Consider the following 16,971-nt stretch of genomic DNA (forward strand, 5'->3'; position numbering starts at 1 on the left):
GTGGTCTAGTCAGGTCAATGCGTGTGCGGGGGTTTGATCCCGGCAGGCGAGAGCTGATGGGTCGTCATTGGCTGACCCAGCGGTACTGCAACTCCGGGCGTCCCACCGTGCCGTACTGCGGGCGGCGGGCCGCTCGGCCCGCGTCCACCAGATGCTCCAGATAACGGCGGGCCGTGATGCGGGAGATGCCCACGGTCTCCGCCACACCGGCGGCCGTGAGGCCCTCCGCGCTGTCCCGCAGCGTCACCGTCACCCGCTCCAGCGTCGGCGCGCTCAGGCCCTTGGGCAGCGCGGCCGGGCCGGGGGCGCGCAGGGCCGCCAGGGCCCGGTCCACCTCGTCCTGGCCGCTCGCCTCGCCGACCGACGCGTGGAACTCGGCGTACCGCACGAGGCGGTCCCGCAGGGTCGCGAAGGTGAACGGCTTCAGGACGTACTGCACGACTCCGAGCGAGACGCCCTCGCGTACGACGGCCAGATCGCGCGCCGACGTCACCGCGATCACGTCCGCGTGGTGCCCGGCCGCCCGCAGCGACCGCGCGAGATGCAGCCCGTGCACGTCCGGCAGGTGCAGGTCGAGCAGGAGGAGGTCCACCGGGGTGCGCTCCAGGGCCCGGCGGGCCTCCGCGCCCGTGTGCGCCTTGCCCACGGCCACGAACCCGGGGACCCGCCCGACGTACATGACATGGGCGTCGGCGGCCACCGGGTCGTCCTCCACCACCAGGACCCGGATGGCTTTCGCGTGTGTCGTGTCGCTCGTCATGCGGGGCCTCCAGAGCCCTCGGACACCGGGCCTCCGGATGTCACGCCTGCGGCGACCGCGCCGGACTCGCGCAGCGGCAGCCGTACCTCGAACTGAGCCCCGCCGCCGTCGGCCTCCGTCACCGACAGCCTCCCCTCGTGCCGCTGCGCCGCCTGCCGTGCCAGGGCCAGTCCGAGACCTCGTCCGCCCGGGCCCGCCGGTTTCGTCGAGAAGCCCCGCTGGAAGACCGCCTCGGCGTGCTCGGGGTCGACGCCCGGGCCCGTGTCGGAGACCCGCAGCACCAGCTCGGGGCAGTCCTCGGTGCCCTGGGTGTACGCCGCCACCGTCACCCGCGCCCGCACACTGCCCTGCGCCGCGTCCACGGCGTTGTCGATCAGGTTGCCGAGGATGGTCACCAGGTCCCGCGCCGGGAGGGTCTCGGGCAGCAGGCCGTCGTCCAGGCTGCTGTCCTCCGACACCATCAGCTCCACGCCCCGCTCGTTCGCCTGGGCCGTCTTGCCCAGCAGCAGTGCCGCCAGCACCGGCTCGCTCACCGCCGCCACGACCTGGTCGGTCAGTGCCTGCGCCAGCTCCAGCTCGGCCGTCGCGAACTCCACCGCCTCCTCCGCCCGGCCCAGCTCGATCAGCGAGACGACCGTGTGCAGCCGGTTCGCCGCCTCGTGCGCCTGCGAGCGCAGCGCCTGGGTGAAGCCCCGCTCGGAGTCCAACTCGCCCATCAGCGACTGGAGTTCGGTGACATCGCGCAGGGTGACGACCGTACCGCGCCGCTCGCCGCCCGAGACCGGGGAGGTGTTGATGACCAGGACCCGCGACGCCGTCAGATGCACCTCGTCCACCCGCGGCTCCGACGCCAGCAGCGCGCCCGTCAGCGGGGCGGGGAGCCCGAGCTCGGCCACCGACCTGCCCACCACGTCCCCCTCCACGGCGAGCAGCTCCCGCCCCCCGTCGTTGATCAACGCCACACGGTACTGCCCGTCCAGCATCAGCAGCCCCTCGCGTACCGCATGCAGGGCGGCCTGGTGGTAGTCATGCATCCGGCTGAGCTCGGTCGCGTTCATGCCGTGGGTGTGGCGGCGCAACCGGGCGTTGACGACGTAGGTGCCGACGGCGCCCAGGGCCAGGGCGCCGAGCGCGACGCCGAGCAGGGCCGTCAGCTGGCCCTGCACGCGCTGGGTGATCTCCTCGACCCGGATGCCCGCGCTGACCAGGCCGACGATCTCCTTGCCGTCCTGGATCGGGGTGACCGCGCGGACCGACGGGCCGAGCGTGCCGGTGTAGGTCTCGGTGAAGGTCTGGCCCCTCAGGGCCCTCTCGGTGTGGCCCTGGAAGGTCTGGCCGATCTGGTTTGGGTCGGGGTGCGTCCAGCGGATGCCCTGCGGGTTCATGATCGTGATGAAGTCGACCTCGGTGTCCCGCATGACCTTCAGCGCGTACGGCTGGAGCTCGCCTGTCGGGTCGGGGGCGCGGGCCGCCGCCAGCACGGACGGGGAGTCGGCGACGGAGCGCGCCACCGCCCTGGCCTGGCGCCTTGCGGCCTCCTCGGCCTGGCTGCGGTCGCTCACGTAGGTGAACAGTGCACATCCGGCCACGACGACCGCTATCAGTACGGCCTGCATGGCGAAGAGCTGGGCCGCCAGGCTGCGGGGTCGGGGGACGGAGATGCGCATGTCGTCAGTCTGCCCCTTGGCTGATTGTGAACTAAATGAACGGAAGGGTGACCGCGCTCACAGAGCAGGACATAGTCACGGCATTCCCTATAACGCATCTTCGGGAGCCCCGCTCCCAGTTTTCCGGACGTGAGCCGCACGCCGGTGATGCCGACGACGTCGTCAAGGAGGGCCGCCGTGACCAGCGCAGCCGATACGGCACCTGCCGCACGCAAACCCAAGCGAGACCGCACGCACTACCTCTACATCGCGGTGATCATCGCGGTCGCTGCCGGTATCGCGGTGGGTCTGGCCGCACCCGACTTCGCTGTCGAGCTGAAGCCCATCGGCACCGGGTTCGTGAACCTGATCAAGATGATGATCTCGCCGATCATCTTCTGCACGATCGTGCTGGGCATCGGCTCGGTACGGAAGGCCGCCAAGGTCGGTGCCGTCGGCGGTATCGCCCTGGTCTACTTCACGATCATGTCGCTCGTCGCGCTGGGCATCGGCCTGGTCGTCGGCAACATCCTGGAGCCGGGCACCGGCCTGGCGGTGACCGACGCGATCAAGGACGCCGGTCATGCGCAGATCGACTCCGAGGCCAAGGGCACGTCGGAGTTCCTGCTCGGCATCATCCCGACCACGATCGTCTCCGCCTTCACCAACGAGTCGGTCCTGCAGACCCTGCTGATCGCCCTGCTCGCCGGCTTCGCCCTGCAGGGCATGGGCTCGGCCGGCCAGCCGATCCTGCGGGGTATCGAGCACATCCAGCGGCTCGTCTTCCGCATCCTCGCCATGGTCATGTGGGCCGCCCCGATCGGTGCCTTCGGTGCCATCGCCGCCGTCACCGGTTCCGCCGGCGTGGACGCGCTCAAGAGCCTCGCCGTGCTGATGCTCGGCTTCTACGCCACCTGTTTCCTGTTCGTCTTCATCGTGCTCGGCATCCTGCTGCGCGTCGTCTCCGGCCTGAACATCCTCACGCTGTTCAAGTACCTGGGCCGTGAGTTCCTGCTGATCCTGTCCACCTCCTCCTCCGAGTCCGCGCTGCCGCGGCTCATCGCGAAGATGGAGCACCTGGGCGTCAGCAAGCCGGTGGTCGGCATCACCGTCCCGACCGGCTACTCCTTCAACCTCGACGGCACCATGATCTACATGACCATGGCCTCGCTGTTCATCTCCGACGCCATGGGCACGCCGATGTCCATCGGCGAGCAGATCCCGCTGCTGCTCTTCCTGCTGGTCGCCTCCAAGGGCGCCGCCGGTGTCACCGGCGCGGGCCTCGCGACCCTGGCCGGTGGTCTGCAGTCGCACAAGCCGGCCCTGGTGGACGGCATCGGCCTGATCGTCGGTATCGACCGCTTCATGAGCGAGGCCCGCGCCCTGACCAACTTCGCCGGCAACGCCGTGGCCACCGTGCTGATCGGTACCTGGACGAAGGAGATCGACAAGGAGCGGGTGGGCGAGGTCCTCGCCGGCCAGCTGCCCTTCGACGAGAAGACACTGCTGGACGACGGCCACGGCGGCTCGTCCGACGAGCACGTCGAGCTGCCCGAGCAGGGCGGCGAGAAGGAGCTTGCGAAGACCTGACGGTCGCGTCGCGCTCCGCGAGACTCCGGGCGGCTGGGTGTCCCCCCGTCGCTCAGCCGCCCGGTCTGTGAAACGCCGAGCGGACAGGTCCTCCTCCCCTAGGGACCTGTCCGCTCGGCGTCGCCGTTTCCGCCCGCGCTCGTCACCCGCGCGCCCAAATGCTTTGACCCGTCCGGACGCCGGGGCACAGGCTGGGAAACCTTGGCCGCAGCGCGCACGCACGGAGGCGGGGCATGGGGGATTCACAGCACGTCGAGATCATGAGCTCGGACGAACACCGGGCGCGGTACGGGGCCGGACGGGAGCCGTCCGCGCTGTCCATGGAGCAGATCGGTGAGCTGTTCCAGGAGTTCCTGATGGCGGTGGCCCGGCCGAAGCGGCGGGACGGTGACGGCAGCCGCGACCTCTCCGAGCGGCTCCGGGAGCATCTGGGCTCCACCCCGGGCGACCGGCCCGTGGTCAAGGCCGCCTATCCGCCGTACGACCTGCCCAACGTGCATCTCGCCCTGGAGCGCTGGTTCGAGGGGGCCGGACGGTCGTACGAGCTCGTCGGTATGCGGGGTGCCCAGCATCACGGTGAGCTGACCCTCGGCGACATCCTCGAAGCGGCCGACCGGTACGACCGGTTCACCGTCGGCGCCGTCGACTACGCCCAGCTGCCCGTCTCGCCCGACGCGGAACTCGCCTGCGTCTCCTGCGGGTTCTACCTCGGGGCGGAGGGCGACGAGCGGTTCGCCGTCCTGCTGCGCGGCCCGCAGGACGAGTACGGGCGCGACAAGGTGGAGATCGAGGTGCTGGCCGGGGAGAAGGAGTTCGCCGACCGGCTGCTCGCCGAGATCGACATCCTCGTGCGCGAACTCAACATCTTCCGGGGCCAGGTCCTCTCCTTCGAGGGCTCGGAGTTCGGCCACGGCCTCGGCCCGTTCCGCTTCCACCGCAGGCCCGGACTGACCCGGGACGACATCGTGCTCCCCGACGGGCTGCTCGAGCGCGTGGAACGGCAGGTCGTGGGCGTGGCCCGGCGCCGTGCGCGACTGCTGGCGGCCGGCCAGCACCTGCGGCGCGGACTGCTGCTGTACGGCCCGCCCGGCACCGGCAAGACCCACACCCTCCGGTATCTCCTCTCCCACCTCCCCGAGTTCACGGTCGTCGTCCTGTCCGGGACGAGCATCGACGCCATCGGGCCGGCCTGCGCCCTGGCCCGGATGCTCCAGCCGGCGCTGGTCGTCCTGGAGGACTGCGACCTCATCGCCGAGGCCCGCGACCACGGCGGTGGCGAGCAGCCGCTGCTCTTCCAGATCCTGAACGAGATGGACGGCCTCGGCGACGACGCCGATGTCGCCTTCCTGCTCACCACCAACCGCGCCGACCTGCTGGAACCGGCCCTGGCCCAGCGCCCGGGGCGGGTCGACCTCGCCGTGGAGATCCCCCTGCCGGACGCCGACGGACGCGCCCGGCTGCTCGATCTGTACGGCTCCGGCCTCGGCCTGGGCAAGGAGATCACCGACGAGGTGGTGGCCCGCACAGAGGGCACGACGGCGTCCTTCACCAGGGAGCTGGTCCGCAGGTCCGTACTGATCGCCGCCGAGCGCGAGGCGCCCCGCACGGAGGCGGAGGACGTCCGCGCCGCCCTCGACGAACTGCTCTCCGACCACGACCGGCTGACCCGGCGCCTGCTCGGGGTGCCGGGTGCCGAGGACGTCGAGGACGTCGAGGACTGTCAGGGGGACGACGACTTCGAGTGACCGGGCCCGTCAGTCCGGAGTATCGAGGGCGATGGCTCCGGCGGGGCATAAGCCGGCGGCCATCCGGGCGGCGGCCCGGTGCTCGGGGGCCGGGTCGGGGCGCAGGAGCACCACCAGGCCTTCCTCGTCGTCCTGGTCGAAGACCTGGGGGGCCGTCAGGGCGCACATGCCGGCGCCGGCACAGCGCTCACGGTCGACTCCGATCCGCAGCGGCTCGCGTGGGTCGCTCATCGGGCTACTCCTCGTCCCAGGTGACGGGCAGGCTGATCACGCCGTAGATGTTGGAGCGTTCGCGCAGCGGCACCTCCTGGGGCGGCACCGCGAGGCGCAGGGTGGGGAAGCGGGCGAAGAGCGCGGGGAACGCGACGGCCATCTCGACGCGGGCGAGCTGCTGGCCCAGGCACTGGTGGGCGCCGTGCCCGAAGGAGAGGTGTCCGGTGGCCTTGCGGTGGATGTCGAGCCGGTCGGGGTCGGGGAACCGGTGCGGGTCGCGGTTGGCTGCCTGCACGGAGACGGTCACCGTCTCGCCCGCCTTGACGATCCGCCCCTCCACCTCGACGTCCTCGAGCGCCGTCCGCAGGATCGGGTCGGCCACGCTGAGGTAGCGCAGCAGTTCCTCCACGGTCTGCCCGGCGAGGCCGGGGTCGGCGCGCAGGGCGTCGAGCTGGTCGGGGTTGCTCAGCAGGGCGAAGGTGCCGAGGGCGAGCATGTTCGCGGTGGTGTCGAGCCCGGCGGCGAGCAGCAGTCCGCCGATTCCGGCCAGCTCCTCGTCGGTGAGGTCGGAGGTGGTCAGATCGCTGAGCAGGTCGTCGGTGGGCTCGGCGCGCTTGGCGAGGACCAGTTCGTTCAGGTACTGGAGCAGCGCCGCGTAGGCACCGCCTCGCGCCTCCGCGTCCGCCGCCTGGTCGAAGATGACCGCCACCTGGCTCTGGAACCGCTCGCGGTCGGCGTACGGCACGCCGAGCAGCTCGCAGATCATGAGCGCGGGCACGGGCTGCGCGAACGCCTCCACCAGGTCGGCCGTGGGCCCGGCCTGCTCCATGGCGTCCAGGCACTCGGTGGTGAACTGCTCGACGCGCTCGCTGAGTTGACGCATGCGCCGGACCGTGAACCTGCCGGTGAGCAGGCGCCGGTAGCGGGTGTGCTCGGGGGCGTCGAGGCCGGTGATGTCGCCGACCGGGGCAGGCGGCAGCTCCGCGGGCATCCCGGGGACCGGTACCGGCATGTGCAGCAGTTCGTAGCGTGAGCTGAAGCGCGGGTCGGCGAGGATCGCGCGGGCCGCGGCGTGGCCGGTGGCGAGTCGGCCGATGTGTCCGTCGGCGTAGCGCAGGCGGCGCAGCGGCTGGTCGCTCAGCGCGGTGAGTTCGGCGGGCGGGTCGAAGGGACAGCCGGTGTGCCGGTCGGTGGGCAGGGTGGGCGGCTCCTCGGCGGTGGTGCCGGCCGTGGTGGTGCCGGCCGTCGTGGTGCCGGCCGTGGTGGTGTCGGCGGCCGTCGGGTCGTGCGGCATGGATCCTCCTGCGATCGTCGGGCGGGATGTGCGTCGTGCGTATCGCGAAGTGGCTTGAGAGGAGGGGGGTACGGCGCCGGCGCGGTCGCGGCGGCGCCCGGGGGTGGGCCGTCGGGGGTACGCGAGGTCAGGCGCGGCGGATGATGATGTCGCCGGCCGCGGTCCGGGCGTGCACCTCGACGGTCTCGTCGGAGTCCGCGGGGCCGGCCGAGGATCCGAGCGAGTTGCGCACCGTGCCGTACTTGGCGTTCAGGTCGAGCCAGGCGGCGGTGCCCTCGTGGATGCCCACTTCGAGGTCGCCGACGGAGGTACGCAGTTCGATCCGGCCGCGGGTGGCGTCGCCGACGCGGATGCGGCCGTTGGAGGCCATCGCGTCGACCCCGGCGTGGGCGACGCCGATCTCGATCCGGCCGTTGGCGCACTTGGCGCCGACGTCGCCGTGCGCGATGCCGACGGAGATGTCGCCGTTGGCCGCGTTGGTCTTCAGACCGCCGGTGACCTCGCCGACCTCGGTGGCGCCGTTGCTGTTCTTGACGGTGGCCGTGCCGGTGACCGTGCCGACCTCGACCCGCCCGGCGCCGATGATCTCGACGTCTCCGGTCGAGCGGGCCAGGCGGATGTCGCCGTGGTCGGTCTTGAGGACGGCACCGGCCGCCTCGTCGACCTGGACGTCGCCGAGCGAGGTCTTGAGCGTGACGTCCCCGAAGCGGCCTTCGCAGAAGAAGCCGCCCATGGCCGAGGTGCCCCGGACATCCGATCCCGCGGGCAGTTCGACGCTCACCTCGATGGCGCCCGGCTTGCCGAACAGGGACCGCTTCCTGGGCGTCCTGATCGTGAGGCGGCCGCCCGAGCAGGTGACCTGGGTCTGCTGCACGGCGCGTACGTCGTTGTCGTCCGAGCCGTCGCGCGGCAGCACTTCCACGACCGTGTCGGTGCGCTTGCCCGCGGTGATGCGGGCGGTCCCGGCCTCCAACTCGAGGGTGACGGAGATCGGTTCGGGGGTGTCGAAAGCAGGCATGGCTGTCCCGTCCTCTTTGGCTTGGGTAGGTGGTCCCGCCGGTGAGGCGGGTGATGGTGACGTCGGCGATCGGTGATCCGCCGGTGAGTGGGGGGTGGGCCCGGCCGGGCGCCTAGTGGACCCAGCCGGTGAGGCTCCGGCTGTCCGGGTCCTTGCCGCGGCCCGGCGGGCTCGCGCGCTCCCCGCCCTCGAGGGCGAGGGACACGGCCCGCACCAGCCACGCGTTGACCGACAGGCCCTCGGTCGCCGCGGCTTCCTCGGTGCGGGTCTTGAGCTGGGTGGGGAGGCGGAGGTTGATCCGGGCCACGGCGCCGGCGTCGGCTTCCGCCGGGAGCGGTGGCGGCGGGGGCGCGGCGGGGGCCGTGACCGGCTGCCGTGCCTCCCGGAACGGCTCGGGGGCGTGCGGCGCCGTCACCACGAACTCCGGGTCGGATCCGCGCAGCCGTACGTCGACCGAGCCCGGCGCCAGCTCCCGCGTGACCTCGCCCATGGCGGCGGACAGCGCGTCGAGGAGGGTCAGGCGGGCGGCGGACTCCAGAGGGGCGGTGAGCCGCTCGGCCAGGGCGCGGGCGTCGTCGCCGCCGGCCACCGCGGCGACGGCCAGCTCGTGCCGGAGGGTGTCGACGTAGGGCGTGAGGTCCATGACGTCATGATGGCACATGGGTGGCGCCATGGCGAGCCATCTTGGCTCCTTCTCGTAAAAGTGGGCTCTGAGCTGCTCTTTCTCTCCCTGATCGAGTCTCCATCGTGCCGCGATGGGCATGGAGTGGCTTGCATGAGAGCCAGAGTGATGCCATGGTGGCGTCACTTCAGCGCCAGAGTCTGGCGCCATCCCTCGCCCACCGACAGGAGTTCCCCGCCGTGGCTACCTTCCTTTACAAACTGGGCCGTCTCGCCTTCCGGCGCCGATGGCTGATGGTGTTGCTGTGGGTGGTGGTCCTCTGCGGTGCGGGCTTCGCCGCTTCCGCCGCCCCGGCGCCGCCCGCGGACACCTTCTCGATGCCCGGCACGGAGTCGCAGAAGGCCTTCGACCTGCTGGAGAAGAAGTTCCCCGACGCGAGTGCCGACGGCGCGAGCGCCCGGGTCGTGGTCCGTGCGCCCGAGGGCGGGAAGGTCTCCGACCCCGCGCGGAAGGCCCACGTCGCCGCGCTGGTCGCGGAGTTGAGGAAGTCCCCGCAGGTGGCCTCGGTGAGTGACCCCTTCGCGACGAAGGCGGTCAGCGAGGACGGCTCCACCGCCTACGCCATCGCCACCTACAAGGTCCCCGCCGCCGAGGTCGGCGACAAGGCGCACGACGCCCTCGACGACGCACTGGCCCGGGCCCGCGACGCCGGCCTGACCGCGGAGGCCGGCGGCGACGCCGTGAAGATCGACGCCGCCATGGGCGGCACCGGCGAGAAGATCGGCATCCTGGTCTCCGCCCTGGTCCTGCTCCTCACCTTCGGCTCGGTGATCGCCGCCGGAATGCCCCTGCTCACGGCCCTCATCGGCGTCGGCATCGGCATTTCCGCGATCACGGCCCTCGGCGCCGCCCTCGGCCTGTCCGGCACCACCTCGACCCTGGCGATGATGCTGGGCCTCGCCGTCGGCATCGACTACGCCCTGTTCATCGTCTCCCGCTACCGCGCCGAACTCACCGAGGGCCGCGACCGCGCCGACGCCGCGGGGCGGGCGGTCGGCACCGCGGGCTCCGCGGTCGTCTTCGCCGGGCTCACCGTCATCGTGGCCCTCGCGGGCCTGGCCGTGGTGAACATCCCGATGCTCACCAAGATGGGCCTGGCCGCCGCCGGCACCGTCGCCATCGCCGTCCTGGTCGCCCTCACCTTCGTGCCGGCGCTGCTCGGCTTCGCGCCGGTCAAGGTCCTGCGCCGCCGGGACCGCCACCGGTTCTCCGGCAAGCCCCTCAGCGCCCGCCGGCAGCGCAAGGCCGACCGGCATGCCGCGAAGGACGCCCGTCGCAAGCCCAACCTCGGCTCGCGCTGGGCCGGTTACGTCCTGCGCCACCCCGTCGCCGTCCTGGTCCTGGCCGTCCTCGGCCTCGGTGCGGTCGCCGTGCCCGCCGCCAGTCTGGAGCTCGGACTGCCCGGCGAGGGCACCATGGCCCCCGACACCACCCAGCGCAAGGCCTACGACCTGCTCTCGGACTCCTTCGGCCCCGGGTTCAACGGACCGCTGACGATCACCGTGGAGGGCCCGGACGCCAAGGCCGCGGCCGACACCGTCGGCAAGCGCCTCGCCGGGCAGGACGGCGTCGCCACCGTCACCCCGGTCACGCCCAACGAGGCCGGCGACACCGCGATCCTGAGCGTCGTCCCGGCCACCGGCCCCACCGACGCCGCGACCGAGGACCTGGTGCGTCGTCTTCGCTCCCTCGCCGACGGCTTCCGGGCCGACACCGGCGCCGAGGTCCTGGTCACGGGCCAGACCGCGATGTTCATCGACTTCTCCGAGACCCTCGACGACGCGCTGCTTCCCTATCTCGCCCTGGTCGTGGGCCTGGCGTTCTTGCTCCTGATGGTGGTCTTCCGCTCGATCCTCGTGCCGCTCAAGGCCGCGCTCGGCTTCCTGCTCTCGGTGACCGCCGCGCTCGGCGCCGTCGTCGCGGTCTTCCAGTGGGGCTGGCTCGCCGATGTCTTCGGCGTCGACCAGCCGAGCCCGATCATGAGCACGATGCCGATCTTCATGATCGGTGTGGTCTTCGGACTCGCCATGGACTACGAGGTGTTCCTGGTGACCCGGATGCGGGAGGCGTACGTCCACGGGGCGCGGCCCGCCGAGGCCGTCGTCACCGGGTTCCGCTACGGCGGCCGGGTGGTCGCCGCGGCCGCCGCCATCATGATCAGCGTGTTCTCCGGCTTCATCGTGGAGGACAACGACTTCGTCAAGATGATCGGCTTCGGCCTCGCGGCCGCGGTGCTCTTCGACGCCTTCCTCGTCCGGATGACGATCGTCCCCGCCCTGTTCGCCCTGCTCGGCACGTCGGCCTGGTGGCTGCCGCGGTGGCTCGACCGACTGCTTCCGAACCTCGACGTCGAGGGCGCGAAGCTCGCCGGCACGGCCCCGGCCGGGCCGCTGGCGCCGCCGCGCCGCGCACACGAACTGGTCGACTAGCGACCCGGGTCGAGGGTGATCGGGTCCGGCTCGGCGGCCTCGTCCAGGCGGGCCTGCTCCTCTTCGCCGAGGAGCAGGTCCGCCGCGGCCGCCGAGTCCCTGGCCGTCTCCGGCCGGCTCGCCCCCGGAATCGGGACGACGGCCGGGGAGCGTGCCAGCAGCCAGGCCAGGCCGACCCGCTGGGGACTGACACCGCGCTCCGCCGCGACGGCGTGGAAGGCGGCGAAGCGGTCCGCTCCCTCCGTCCGCGACGGCCCGTCCAGGGAGCTGCGGGCCAGCCCGCCCAGCGGACTCCACGGCAGGAACGCCAGCCCCAGTTCCGCGCACAGCCGCAGCTCCGGCTCGCTGCTCCGGACGGCGGGGGAGTACCGGTTCTGCACCGACACCAGCCGGTCGCCGAGGATCTCGCGCGCCCGGCGGATCCGGTCCGCGTCCGCGTTGGACACCCCGGCCAGCCGGATCGTGCCCGCGTCGAGCAACTCCCGCAGGGCACCGACCGACTCCTCGAACGGCACCGCGGGGTCGGGCTTGTGGAGTTGGTAGAGGCCGATCGCCTCCACACCGAGGCGCTTGCGGGAGGCCTCGGCGGCGGCCTTGAGGTGGCGCGGGGAGCCGTTCACCGTCCAGTCGCCGCCGGCCGGGCGGCCGCGCCCGCCCTTCGTCGCCACCAGCACGCCGGAGGTGTCACCGCCGTACGTGGCCAGCGCCCGGGCCAGCAGACGTTCGTTGTGGCCGGGCTCGGCACCCGGCAGATGGTAGGAGTCGGCCGTGTCCAGGAGGGTCACGCCCGCGTCGAGCGCGGCGTGCACGGTGGCCAGGGCGCGCTTCTCGTCCGGCCGGCCCTCGAGGGACAGCGGCATCGCGCCGAGCCCGATCGCGCTCACCGGCAGCCCGCCCAGTGTCCTGTACCGCATGTCAGCCGGCCTTTCCGAGCGTCTCGGCGACGGCGCGCGGCAACCACTGCCGGGCGTCGCCGAAGGTGTGGCCGAGCCGGGTGGCACGGGTGTTGTCCATGCCGTAGGAGCGGCGGAAGGAGAACGGCGAGACCTCGCCGACCTCGACGGGCCGGAACACGGCCCGGCCGTCCGTTACGTGCGCGGCCACCGCCGCGCACAACTCCTCGGTGCTCAGCGTCCCGTGCGAGGCGGCGTTCACCGGCCCGGTGAACTCCTCGCCCGCCGCCCAGGCCAGGAAGCCCGCGATCTCCTCGACGTGGATGTACGTGGCGGGCCGGTTCACCACCGGCACGGCGATCGGCTCGCCGGTGCGGATCCGCTCCGCGTAGTGGGCCAGCCGGCCGGTGAAGTCGTCGTCCCCGCCCAGCACATGGGCCACCCGCACCGCCGTGTACGGGAACGCCGGCCCGTCGGCCGCGAGGACCGCCTCCGCCTGCCGCTTGCCCTCCCCGTAGTGCGCCTCCCGGAACGCCGGGTCGTCCCAGGGCAGTTCGAGGTCCACGGACACCGTGGACGGGACGACGGCCTCCTCGCGCACGAGGGCGGGGGAGTCCTCGTACTCGTACACCTCGACCGTCGAGGTCATCACATAGCGGCCGGTACGGCCGGTGAGGACACGGCGGGCGAGCGCCGCCTGGCGCGGGGTGTAGCAGACCTGGTCGACGACGGCATCGAAGACGCGCGAGCCGAGCGCCTCGGTCAGTGACCGCTCGTTGTCCCGGTCGGCGACCAGATGCTCCACGCCGGCCGGCGGCGGGGCGGACCCCCGGTTCAGCACGGTGACACGGTGCCCCGCGTCCCGCAGTTGTGCGATCAGGCGCTTGCCGACGTAGCGGTTTCCACCGATGACCAGTACGTTCCGGACCTTTTCCATGGCCATAATTCTCCTGGCGTACATCCACGTACTGAAGGGGGAACCATGGGAGTTCAGGCCGCCACGCCGAAAGAACCACGGCATCTGCGCGCCACCGCCGACGAAACCTCGGTGGTCTTCGACGCGCTGGACCGGCAGATCCTCCAGCTGCTCCAGACCGACGGCCGGATCAAGCTCAGCGAGCTGGGCCGCCGGGTCCGGCTCAGCCCGGCGGCGGTCACCGAGCGGGTGCGGCGACTGGAGGCAGCGGGCGTGATCAGCGGCTACGGCGCCCAGGTCGTCCCGGCCCGCCTCGGCTACGGCATCCAGGCGTTCATCCGGGTCAACCCGCACGGCGGCTACAACCTGAAGCACCCGAGGACCCTGGAGCTGATCGAGCGGCCCGAGATCACCGAGGTGCACCACGTGGTCGGCGAGGACTGCTGGATCCTCAAGGTCGCCGTCCGGGACACCGTCCATCTGGAGGAGGTCCTGGAGGGCGTCTCCGCGCTGGGGCGCACGACGACGTCGATCGTGCTGACCTCCCCGGTGGAGCGGAAACCGCTGTTGCCCTGACGCGGGCGTCAAGGATTACGTTCGTACGCATGCGAATCGGCGAGCTGGCCGCACGGGCCGGGACCACGACGCGGACGCTGCGGTACTACGAATCGCGGGGGCTGCTGCCCGCGCGGCGCACGGGCAACGGATACCGGAGCTACGACGAGAGCGATCTGCGGCTGCTCCGGCAGATCCGGACACTGCAGGACTTCGGGTTCGACCTGGAGGAGACGCGGCCCTTCGTGGAGTGTCTGCGGGCCGGGCACCCCGAGGGCGACTCGTGCCCGGCGTCGCTCGCGGTCTACCGGCGCAAGCTGGGCGAGCTGGACTCCCTGATCGGTGAGCTGACCACCGTCCGGGAGACGGTCGCTCGGCAACTGGCGCGGGCCGAGCTGGCCGCCGAGGCGGAGGCTCCGGGCGGTCCGGAGCCGCAGTGCGAGCTGGGAGGGGACACATGGTGACCGATGTGACCGGCGTGACCGGCGTGACAGACGTGACGGACGCGGACTTCGCGGCGGAGGTGATCGGCGCGGAGCTGCCGGTGCTGGTGGAGTTCACCGCCGACTGGTGTCCGCCGTGCCGGCAGATGGCCCCGGTGCTGAAGGCCCTCGCTTTCGAGGAGGGCGACCGGCTGAAGGTGGTGCAGCTGGACGTGGACTCCAATCCGGAGACGACCAACGCCTACAAGGTGCTGTCGATGCCGACCTTCATGGTGTTCCGCGGCGGTGAGCCCGTGAAGTCGATGGTGGGTGCCCGGGCCAAGCGGCGGCTGCTGGAGGAGCTGGCCGACGTGCTCTAGGCGACCCGCCCGGACAACAGGAAATCCCCCGAGCAATTGCGCTCGGGGGATTTCCTTGCGTATATTTGTTTGTTCGTGACTTCAACTCGAAAGAAGTCACGTGAAGTTCAGTGAGCACAGTATATCCGGGCGGGAGTGGAATTGTCAAACACCGAATTTCCGGACGATGAATTGCGGCATGAGCAGGAATTCATCGACGGGTTGTACGCGCGCGTGGACGCCCTGCGCGGCGACACCGAGTCCTCCGTCACGGACGCGCTCGCCCAGGGCAACACGCCCATGCAGGCCAGACTCGAGCGGGACATCCTCGTCGCCGAGCGCTCCGGGCTGCTCGCCGCGCTGAACGCGGTGGACGGCTCCCTGTGCTTCGGCCGGATCGACCTCACCTCGGGCGTCACCCACCACATCGGCCGGATCGGGCTGCGCACCGAGGACGCCGAGCGCACCCCCGTCCTGATCGACTGGCGCGCCGACGTCGCCCGCCCCTTCTACCTGGCCACCGGTCACACCCCGATGGGCCTGCGGCGCCGGCGGCACATCGCCACCGACGGCCGGCGGGTCACCCATCTGCACGACGAGATCCTCGACCTCGGCGACCGGACCCGCACCGGCCACGAGGACCCGACGGGCGACGCCGTGCTGCTCGCCGCGCTCGACTCGGCCCGCACCGGCCGGATGAGCGACATCGTGCAGACCATCCAGGCCGACCAGGACCGCATCATCCGCGCCCCGCACCGCGGCGTCATGGTGGTGGAGGGCGGTCCGGGCACCGGCAAGACGGCCGTCGCCCTGCACCGCGCCGCCTATCTGCTGTACGAGCACCGCGAGCTGCTCGCCAAGCGGGCGGTACTGATCGTCGGACCCAACCCGGCGTTCCTCGGCTACATCGGCGAGGTGCTGCCCTCCCTCGGTGAGACGGGCGTCCTCCTCGCGACCGTCGGCGAGCTGTTCCCCGGCGTGAAGGCGACCGCGACCGACACACCCGAGGCCACCGCCGTGAAGGGCCGGGCCGGCATGGCCGACATCCTCGCCGAGGTCGTCCGGGGCCGGCAGGCGCTGCCCGACCCGGTGATCGCCATCGAGCACGACCGCGAGGTCCTCATGCTCGACGACGGTCTGGTGAACGTCGCCCGCGAGCGCACCCGCGCCGCCAAACTGCCGCACAACGCGGCCCGCGAGCACTTCGAGGGCCACATCCTCAACGCGCTCACCGACCTGTACGCCGAGCGGATCGGCACCGACCCCTTCGACGGGTCCAGCCTGCTCGACCCCAGCGACATCACCCAGATCCGCGACGACATCGCCGACAACCCCGACGTCTGGTCCGCCATCGACCAGCTCTGGCCGGTGCTCACCCCGCAGCGGCTCGTCGCCGACTTCCTCGCCGCGCCCGAGGAGTTCCTGCCCGCCGAGGACGCCGAGGCCGTACGCCGCCCGGTGACCCGGCGCTGGACGGTCGCGGACGTGCCGCTGCTCGACGAGGCCGCCGAACTCCTCGGCGACGACGACCGGCTGGCCCGGGAGCGCGCCGCGCGCGAGCGGGAGGAGCAGATCGCCTACGCGCAGGGCGTGCTGGAGGTGTCGTACGCCTCCCGGACCTACGAGTTCGAGGACAAGGAGGACAGCGACCCCGACGGCAGCGAGGTGCTGTCCGCGCACGACGTCATCGACGCCGAGCGGTTCGCCGAGCGGCACGAGGAGGACGACCACCGCAGCGCCGCCGAGCGCGCGGCGGCCGACCGCACCTGGGCGTTCGGGCACATCATCGTCGACGAGGCGCAGGAACTGTCGCCGATGGCCTGGCGGCTGCTGATGCGGCGCAGCCCGACCCGCTCGATGACCCTGGTCGGCGACCCCGCGCAGACGGCGGAGGCGGCCGGTGTCGGCTCCTGGGCGGGCATCCTCGACCCGTACGTCCAGGACCGCTGGGAGCACACCCGTCTGGGCGTCAACTACCGCACCCCGGCCGAGATCATGGACGCCGCTGCGGCCGTGGTGCGCGCCGAGCACCCGGAGTTCGAGCCGCCGAGCTCGGTCCGTTCCACGGGTGTACGGCCGTGGGCACGGGCCACCGACGACCTCCCGGGCGCGGTCGCCAAGGCGGTCGAGGAGCTCACCCCGGCCGAGGGGCGGCTCGCGGTGATCGCGCCGCGCGACCTCCACCGCGGCCTCGCGGCCCGGCTGGACGGCGTGACGGCGGGCGCCGAACCCGACCTCACCCGGACGGTCGTCCTCCTCGACCCGCGCCAGGCCAAGGGCCTGGAGTTCGACTCCGTCCTCGTGGTCGAGCCCGGCCGGTACGGCACCAGCGACCTGTACGTGGCCCTGACCCGGGCCACCCAGCGGCTCGGCGTGCTGCACACCGGGGAGCTGCCGAAGGCCCTGGCCGAACACTTCGGGTAGCTCCACCGGCACGGGCTCTCCGACG

General features: G+C 72.0%; 15 protein-coding genes. 7 read left to right on the forward strand and 8 right to left on the reverse strand.

Annotated features, from left to right (window positions below):
- Positions 1–64: 64 nt before the first annotated feature.
- Together OHU35_RS29505 and OHU35_RS29510 are read right to left on the reverse strand one after the other, a co-directional pair.
- Complete coding sequence (locus OHU35_RS29505; RefSeq protein ID WP_189731205.1) at positions 65–760, reverse strand: response regulator; 696 nt, start codon at positions 758–760, stop codon at positions 65–67.
- The gene (locus OHU35_RS29510; protein WP_189731207.1) at positions 757–2,427 is read right to left on the reverse strand and encodes a sensor histidine kinase; all 1,671 of its coding nucleotides are present in this window, start codon (positions 2,425–2,427) and stop codon (positions 757–759) included. Before OHU35_RS29510 ends, OHU35_RS29505 begins: the two co-directional genes overlap by 4 nt.
- 177 nt (positions 2,428–2,604) lie before the next feature.
- Here OHU35_RS29510 and OHU35_RS29515 point away from each other — a divergent pair, with 177 nt between their 5' ends.
- Together OHU35_RS29515 and OHU35_RS29520 are read left to right on the forward strand one after the other, a co-directional pair.
- Positions 2,605–3,996 carry a cation:dicarboxylate symporter family transporter gene (locus OHU35_RS29515; protein WP_405507435.1) on the forward strand — a complete coding sequence of 464 codons (1,392 nt, stop codon included), beginning with the start codon at positions 2,605–2,607 and terminating at the stop codon, positions 3,994–3,996.
- Between the two features lie 233 nt (positions 3,997–4,229).
- Positions 4,230–5,741: an AAA family ATPase gene (locus OHU35_RS29520; RefSeq protein WP_405507437.1), complete on the forward strand. Its 1,512-nt coding sequence runs from the start codon at positions 4,230–4,232 to the stop codon at positions 5,739–5,741.
- A 9-nt stretch (positions 5,742–5,750) separates the two neighbouring features.
- On the opposite strand, the gene OHU35_RS29525 is transcribed toward OHU35_RS29520, so the two are convergent.
- The 4 genes from OHU35_RS29525 to OHU35_RS29540 form a co-directional block, all read right to left on the reverse strand.
- A complete protein-coding gene (locus OHU35_RS29525) occupies positions 5,751–5,972 on the reverse strand; it encodes a ferredoxin (RefSeq protein WP_189731213.1) in 222 nt (73 codons plus the stop codon).
- 4 nt (positions 5,973–5,976) lie between these two features.
- Entirely contained in the window at positions 5,977–7,248 is a 1,272-nt protein-coding gene (locus tag OHU35_RS29530; RefSeq protein WP_405507439.1) for a cytochrome P450, read from the reverse strand.
- Positions 7,249–7,375: 127 nt separating this feature from the next.
- On the reverse strand, positions 7,376–8,266 hold the full coding sequence (locus OHU35_RS29535) for a DUF4097 family beta strand repeat-containing protein (protein WP_405507440.1): 891 nt from the start codon (positions 8,264–8,266) through the stop codon (positions 7,376–7,378).
- Between the two features lie 112 nt (positions 8,267–8,378).
- A complete protein-coding gene (locus OHU35_RS29540; RefSeq protein WP_405507441.1) occupies positions 8,379–8,909 on the reverse strand; it encodes a hypothetical protein in 531 nt (176 codons plus the stop codon).
- A 218-nt stretch (positions 8,910–9,127) separates the two neighbouring features.
- Here OHU35_RS29540 and OHU35_RS29545 point away from each other — a divergent pair, with 218 nt between their 5' ends.
- Positions 9,128–11,377 (forward strand): MMPL family transporter, encoded by a 2,250-nt coding sequence (locus OHU35_RS29545; protein ID WP_405507443.1) that lies wholly within the window; start codon positions 9,128–9,130, stop codon positions 11,375–11,377.
- On the opposite strand, the gene OHU35_RS29550 is transcribed toward OHU35_RS29545, so the two are convergent.
- Together OHU35_RS29550 and OHU35_RS29555 are read right to left on the reverse strand one after the other, a co-directional pair.
- Positions 11,374–12,291 carry an aldo/keto reductase gene (locus OHU35_RS29550; RefSeq protein ID WP_189731222.1) on the reverse strand — a complete coding sequence of 306 codons (918 nt, stop codon included), beginning with the start codon at positions 12,289–12,291 and terminating at the stop codon, positions 11,374–11,376. The two genes, OHU35_RS29545 and OHU35_RS29550, sit on opposite strands and share 4 nt — an antisense overlap.
- Before the next feature lies 1 nt (position 12,292).
- Positions 12,293–13,207, reverse strand: coding sequence for an NAD-dependent epimerase/dehydratase family protein (locus tag OHU35_RS29555; RefSeq protein ID WP_189731224.1), 915 nt, complete (start codon positions 13,205–13,207; stop codon positions 12,293–12,295).
- 45 nt (positions 13,208–13,252) lie between these two features.
- On the opposite strand from OHU35_RS29555, the gene OHU35_RS29560 reads away from it, so the two are divergent.
- The 4 genes from OHU35_RS29560 to OHU35_RS29575 all read left to right on the forward strand — a co-directional run bounded on the left by OHU35_RS29560 (position 13,253) and on the right by OHU35_RS29575 (position 16,946).
- Entirely contained in the window at positions 13,253–13,762 is a 510-nt protein-coding gene (locus OHU35_RS29560) for an Lrp/AsnC family transcriptional regulator (RefSeq protein WP_359897406.1), read from the forward strand.
- A 29-nt stretch (positions 13,763–13,791) separates the two neighbouring features.
- On the forward strand, positions 13,792–14,205 hold the full coding sequence (locus tag OHU35_RS29565) for a MerR family transcriptional regulator (protein WP_189731226.1): 414 nt from the start codon (positions 13,792–13,794) through the stop codon (positions 14,203–14,205).
- Positions 14,206–14,228: 23 nt separating this feature from the next.
- Positions 14,229–14,543, forward strand: coding sequence for a co-chaperone YbbN (locus tag OHU35_RS29570; protein WP_189731240.1), 315 nt, complete (start codon positions 14,229–14,231; stop codon positions 14,541–14,543).
- Between the two features lie 141 nt (positions 14,544–14,684).
- Positions 14,685–16,946 (forward strand): HelD family protein, encoded by a 2,262-nt coding sequence (locus tag OHU35_RS29575; RefSeq protein WP_405507444.1) that lies wholly within the window; start codon positions 14,685–14,687, stop codon positions 16,944–16,946.
- Positions 16,947–16,971 lie beyond the last annotated feature (25 nt).

It is taken from the genome of Streptomyces purpurascens, assembly GCF_045040895.1.
Taxonomy (GTDB): domain Bacteria; phylum Actinomycetota; class Actinomycetes; order Streptomycetales; family Streptomycetaceae; genus Streptomyces; species Streptomyces purpurascens.

Bases quoted from the DNA above. Each gene is read 5' to 3' on its own strand.
- OHU35_RS29505 (WP_189731205.1), bottom strand. From the start codon at position 760: ATGACGAGCGACACGACACACGCGAAAGCCATCCGGGTCCTGGTGGTG.
- OHU35_RS29510 (WP_189731207.1), bottom strand. From the start codon at position 2,427: ATGCGCATCTCCGTCCCCCGACCCCGCAGCCTGGCGGCCCAGCTCTTC.
- OHU35_RS29520 (WP_405507437.1), top strand. From the start codon at position 4,230: ATGGGGGATTCACAGCACGTCGAGATCATGAGCTCGGACGAACACCGG.
- OHU35_RS29525 (WP_189731213.1), bottom strand. From the start codon at position 5,972: ATGAGCGACCCACGCGAGCCGCTGCGGATCGGAGTCGACCGTGAGCGC.
- OHU35_RS29530 (WP_405507439.1), bottom strand. From the start codon at position 7,248: ATGCCGCACGACCCGACGGCCGCCGACACCACCACGGCCGGCACCACG.
- OHU35_RS29535 (WP_405507440.1), bottom strand. From the start codon at position 8,266: ATGCCTGCTTTCGACACCCCCGAACCGATCTCCGTCACCCTCGAGTTG.
- OHU35_RS29540 (WP_405507441.1), bottom strand. From the start codon at position 8,909: ATGGACCTCACGCCCTACGTCGACACCCTCCGGCACGAGCTGGCCGTC.
- OHU35_RS29550 (WP_189731222.1), bottom strand. From the start codon at position 12,291: ATGCGGTACAGGACACTGGGCGGGCTGCCGGTGAGCGCGATCGGGCTC.
- OHU35_RS29555 (WP_189731224.1), bottom strand. From the start codon at position 13,207: ATGGAAAAGGTCCGGAACGTACTGGTCATCGGTGGAAACCGCTACGTC.
- OHU35_RS29560 (WP_359897406.1), top strand. From the start codon at position 13,253: ATGGGAGTTCAGGCCGCCACGCCGAAAGAACCACGGCATCTGCGCGCC.
- OHU35_RS29565 (WP_189731226.1), top strand. From the start codon at position 13,792: ATGCGAATCGGCGAGCTGGCCGCACGGGCCGGGACCACGACGCGGACG.